We start from the raw sequence: 4,421 nt of genomic DNA, 5'->3' as shown, positions 1-4,421 counted from the left end.
TATGTCCCCGTTGGCGCCGGTGGCCTGGTACCGGGCGGCCTCCAGGCACATCTTGTGCATATCCTCGGCGGTTGCCTCGAGGGTTTCCACCTCGTCCAGGGTGAACTCGTAGTAGGCGGCCTCATTCCAGTATTCGATCCTGCGGCCATCCGGCATGGTGGTGGTGGAGAACACCAGGCCCTGTTCTTCAATCTTCTGCTTCCACCCCGGCCTGGGCTCAGACAACAGCCGCTTCACGCCTAACCCCCCGAAACCTTGCCGCCGCCACCACTGGTACCGCTTTTGGCGCTGGTTCCGAAGCCGCCCCGGCTGACGGTGCCGCCTTTGGTGCTGTAACCGGTGGAGGCTTTGGCGCCGCTGGGCACCGTCCGGGTGAAGTTGGGGGCGGTGGAACGGTTCTGTCCCACTGCAGGGACAAAGGCGCCGCGCGAAAAAAAGTACCAGGCGTAGATGCCGCCGCCACGGCCGGCGGAGCTGTTGCAGTTGGTATCCTCGACGCGCTCGCCGGTTTCGTCGTTAAAACACACCTGCGCGTACTCCGGCTCATCCTGGTTGCTGGCCACAACTGCTGTGATGGTGCCGGCAAGCAGGGCCGTCACACCCAAGCCCACCACTACGGTGCGGCGCTGGGAGCGCTTCTTCCGTGCCGCCGCCTCAGTCTGCTGCTTCTCCCGGTCACGGGCAAAGGGGTCCACCGGTGTGACTGGTTCGCTCAGGAGTTCCGGGCGCAGTTCCGGTTTGGGTACTTGCCACGGGGGAGGCTTGGAGGCGTCCCGTGCCGGGGTGCCGTCCGGTGCAGCACCGGAGCTGCCCGCCGCGCCAGCCTGCTGGCCATCGCCCTTGGCTGGATCGTGCTCCGGGTCCTTTTTCGGGTCCACGGCGTCCCCCTCAGTTGTCCACGTGAATTGGGCACAGCGCTGCACCCCCAATTGCAATCCTCAAATCAGCGTAGTCCCTGCAGCCTGCTGCTGCGAGCAGGAAAGCCGGGAGAACTGCTTATGGCGGGGTAACCGCCGCGGGCAGCGCCGGAAATCTACACTGGTCCCATGGAAACCGCTTCTGTGCTTGCCGTCTGCCGTGTCCACCAGCTCGTTCCGGATGCCTCCAGCGTGGGCGTGACTGCCATCGACAAGCGTGCGGTGGAGGGGCCGGTGAAGGTGCACAAGCTGGGCCTGCAGGGCGACATCCAGGCGAACCGGGTCCACCACGGAGGGCCGGACCAGGCCATTTACGCCTACTCCCAAGCGGACGCCGACTTTTGGGCGGCTGAGCTCCAGCGCGACCTGCCGCCGGGAATTTTTGGCGAGAACCTGCGCGTCGCCGGGATCGACGCCACCGCGGCCGTGATCGGCGAACGCTGGAAAATCGGCCTCGACGTGGAAGTGGAGGTTACGTCCCCGCGCACACCCTGTGCCACCTTCCAGCGGCGGCTGGGGGAACCGCAGTTTGCCAAACGCTTCACCGGTGAGGGCCGGGTGGGCGCCTACCTCCGGGTGATCCGCGTGGGCACCATCCTGGCAGGGGACCATATCCACCGGACGTACGTTCCCGGGCACGGGGTTACCGTCGGCAAGTGGTTCAGCGCACCGGACCTTGAGTCCATGGAAGCATTGCGTAGCGCCGACGCCGACGGCGAGATCCGGCTGCAGCAGCCTGAATTCAAGCGGAAGTTCGCGGCGCTGGAGCGGCAGTTGGGCCGGTAACAGCAACACCCGGTGGCTGGCCAGGGGAGCCGTGTGGGCAACCTCACCGCTGCCGTCGTGCTTCCAATTACCAGCGGGACCGGTCCGTGCCCTACACTAGAAATATCCCCCACTCCGGAAATCCCTTATTCCTGCCCAATTTTTGAGGCAGGACTGGCAAGTGTTGGGGCCCGCACATGCGATGCGGGCATTTTCATAGGGAGAGCCGGCTAAAGAAAACGCTGTACAGACTGCTGGGATAGCAGCCAAGAGATGCAGCGGGAAGTCCTGCCACGGGATTGCGAAAGCGCCGGACTTCTATGTGACCGGCCGGTCAACGTTTGCCCGGCACCCACGGCACACGTACTGCGGCTCCGCTCACCTCGGGTAGTGCCGCCTGGCCCCCTATGGATGAGGAATATTCCCCTATGCCCGAAAATCAAAACGACTCCACCTTCGAAGCGGCAACCAGCGAAACCGCCGCCGTCGAATTCACCGAGGCCGCTGTCCCCGCAGCAGAGCCCGCCCCCGCAGCCGAAGCTTCCGTAGAAGCACCGGCCGCTCCCGCAGCCGAAGCTTCCGTAGAAGCACCGGCCGCTCCCGCAGCCGAAGCTTCCGTAGAAGCACCGGCCGCTCCCGCAGCCAACGCTGAGGAAGAAGGAGGCATCAAGTTCGCCGACCTCGGCATTGATGGCCGCGTGCTCGCCGCCCTGCAGGACGTCGGCTACGAAAAGCCGTCCCCCATCCAGGCAGCGACCATTCCGCTGCTGCTGGAAGGCCGCGACGTTGTTGGCCTCGCCCAGACCGGCACCGGTAAGACTGCAGCATTCGCAGTACCGGCACTGTCCCGCCTGGCCGAACTCCACGACCTTAACGGCCCGTCCCGCAAGACCCAGGCCCTGGTGCTGGCACCCACCCGCGAACTCGCGCTCCAGGTAGCGGAGGCCTTCACCTCCTACGCCAAGCACATCGACGACTTCACCGTCCTGCCCGTCTACGGCGGCTCCGCCTACGGCCCGCAGCTTGCAGGCCTGCGCCGCGGTGCCCAGGTTGTTGTGGGTACCCCGGGCCGCGTGATCGACCACATTTCGAAGGGTTCCCTGGACCTGTCCGAACTCCAGTACCTGGTGCTGGACGAAGCTGACGAGATGCTGCGCATGGGCTTCGCCGAGGACGTTGAGCAGATTTTCCAGCAGACGCCGTCGGACCGCCAGGTGGCGCTGTTCTCGGCCACCATGCCGAGCCAGATCCGCCGCATGTCCAAGCAGTACCTGAACAACCCGGCCGAGATTTCCGTCAAGTCCAAGACCACCACCGGCGCCAACACCCGCCAGCGGTACCTGCAGGTCATGGGCCCGCACAAGCTCGATGCCATGACCCGGATCCTCGAGGTTGAAGAGTTCGACGGCGTTATCGCCTTCGTGCGCACCAAGATGGCCACCGAGGACCTGGCTGACAAGCTGAAGTCCCGCGGTTTCCAGGCAGCAGCGATCAACGGTGACATTCCGCAGCAGCAGCGTGAGCGCACTGTCGACGCGCTGAAGGAAGGCCGCATCGACATCCTCGTTGCTACCGACGTCGCGGCCCGCGGCCTTGACGTCGAGCGGATCAGCCACGTGATCAACTACGACATTCCGCACGACACCGAGTCCTACGTCCACCGCATTGGACGCACCGGCCGAGCAGGCCGTTCCGGTGACGCGATTCTCTTCATGACGCCGCGGGAGAAGTACCTGCTGCGCTCCATCGAGAAGGCCACCCGCCAGCCGGTGGAGCAGATGCACCTGCCGACCGCCGAGACCGTGAACACGTTGCGCCTGGGCAAGTTCGCCGAGCGCATCACGGAAACCCTCGCTTCCGAGGATGTGGCCCCCTTCCGCGACCTCATCGCTTCCTATGAGGAAGAGCACAACGTTCCGGCTTCGGAGATCGCGGCAGCCCTTGCCGTCATGGCGCAGGGCGGACAGCCGTTGCTGGTGAAGGAACTGCCTGCAGCTCCCGAGTTCCAGAAGCGCGAACGCGCCAAGGACGGCTTCGGCTCCCGCGGGCCCACCCGCACGCTCACCGAGGGCAACGCCACCTACCGGATTGCCGTCGGACGCCGCCAGCGCGTTATGCCCGGCTCCATCGTAGGCGCCATTGCCAACGAGGGCGGCATCTCCTCGGCCCAGATCGGCGGCATCGACATCCGCTCGGACCACTCCCTCGTGGAGCTGCCGGCGGACCTCAGCCCCGAGCAGCTGCGTGCCCTGTCCCGCACCCGGATCGGCGGCGAGCTGATCCACCTCGAGCTGGACAACGGGCGCAAGCCCTCAGGCGACCGTGGCGCCTACCAGGGCAACCGCGGCGGCGACCGTGGCGGCAACTTCAAGGGCAACGGCGGCTTCAAGAAGGAGTTCCGGAAGAACGACGGCGAGCGCAGCTCCGCGGACCGCGGCGGCCGCTCGTACAGCGAGCGTTCCTTCAGCGCTGACAGCGGTGCCACCCGCGGCCAGGCCAGCGATTCCCGCTACGGCGGCCACGGCGACGGCTCCCGCAAGCCCCGCCACGGCAACGAGGGCGGACAGCGCGACTTCAACCGCAAGGGCAAGTGGTAAACCGTCAGCCAGTCTGACACGTTCCCCCGGTGGGCCGGCTTTTGAGCCGGCCCACCGGCGTTTAACGGCGTACGGACGACGGCGGGGGCGGCGGCGTGAGGGCTACTACCTGCTGTGTGCCCCGTCGAGGGGGAGTGGGGGG

At 66.1% G+C, this 4,421-nt stretch carries 4 protein-coding genes; 2 read left to right on the top strand and 2 right to left on the bottom strand.

Features of this window, described 5'->3' with window-relative positions:
* Both AC5RWX_RS30800 and AC5RWX_RS30795 read right to left on the bottom strand, forming a co-directional pair.
* Positions 1–237: glutathionylspermidine synthase family protein (locus AC5RWX_RS30800; protein ID WP_494100003.1), on the bottom strand; the 237-nt coding region annotated here is incomplete at its 3' end.
* 2 nt (positions 238–239) lie between these two features.
* The gene (locus tag AC5RWX_RS30795) at positions 240–878 is read right to left on the bottom strand and encodes a Tat pathway signal protein (protein ID WP_494100002.1); all 639 of its coding nucleotides are present in this window, start codon (positions 876–878) and stop codon (positions 240–242) included.
* Positions 879–1,046: 168 nt separating this feature from the next.
* On the opposite strand from AC5RWX_RS30795, the gene AC5RWX_RS30790 reads away from it, so the two are divergent.
* Both AC5RWX_RS30790 and AC5RWX_RS30785 read left to right on the top strand, forming a co-directional pair.
* On the top strand, positions 1,047–1,703 hold the full coding sequence (locus AC5RWX_RS30790) for an MOSC domain-containing protein (RefSeq protein WP_494100001.1): 657 nt from the start codon (positions 1,047–1,049) through the stop codon (positions 1,701–1,703).
* A gap of 407 nt (positions 1,704–2,110) precedes the next feature.
* Positions 2,111–4,279: a DEAD/DEAH box helicase gene (locus tag AC5RWX_RS30785; RefSeq protein WP_494100000.1), complete on the top strand. Its 2,169-nt coding sequence runs from the start codon at positions 2,111–2,113 to the stop codon at positions 4,277–4,279.
* Positions 4,280–4,421 lie beyond the last annotated feature (142 nt).

The sequence above is a fragment of the Arthrobacter sp. SPT-J7 genome, assembly GCF_059089965.1.
The sequence above is the reverse complement of the archived record's forward strand: the minus strand, read 5'-3'. Positions and strand labels throughout refer to the sequence as shown.

Excerpts from the sequence above, each read along its gene's own strand:
- AC5RWX_RS30790 (WP_494100001.1), top strand. The coding sequence starts at position 1,047 with ATGGAAACCGCTTCTGTGCTTGCCGTCTGCCGTGTCCACCAGCTCGTT.
- AC5RWX_RS30785 (WP_494100000.1), top strand. The coding sequence starts at position 2,111 with ATGCCCGAAAATCAAAACGACTCCACCTTCGAAGCGGCAACCAGCGAA.